The following is a 283-nucleotide window of genomic DNA, read 5'->3' as shown; positions in this document are numbered from 1 at the left end:
AGACGGCGTATCCGCGAGACTGCCGTCCGTGTCCTTTTTTCCGAGTCGCTCATGACGTTCGCTTCCCTCGGTCTGCTCGACCCCCTGCTCAAGGCCCTCGAAGGGCTCGGCCACGGCACGCCTACGCCGATCCAGGCCCAAGCCATACCCCCGGCGCTCAAGGGCCGCGACCTGCTCGCCGCAGCACAGACCGGCACCGGCAAGACCGCCGGTTTCGCCCTGCCGTTGCTGCAGCGGCTGACCCTGGAGGGGCCGCAGGTCGCTGCGAACTCGGTGCGTGCAC

The 283-nt window shown here is 69.3% G+C and carries 1 protein-coding gene; it reads left to right on the top strand.

The window, feature by feature from the left end:
• Positions 1–51: 51 nt before the first annotated feature.
• Positions 52–283: DEAD/DEAH box helicase (locus ACLJNW_RS24555; protein ID WP_410961263.1), on the top strand; the 232-nt coding region annotated here is incomplete at its 3' end.

The sequence above is a fragment of the Salmonella sp. SAL4457 genome (assembly GCF_046548235.1).
In the GTDB taxonomy this organism is placed as follows: Bacteria; Pseudomonadota; Gammaproteobacteria; order Enterobacterales; family Enterobacteriaceae; genus Salmonella; species Salmonella enterica.
This window is presented reverse-complemented; position numbering and strand designations above follow the sequence as displayed.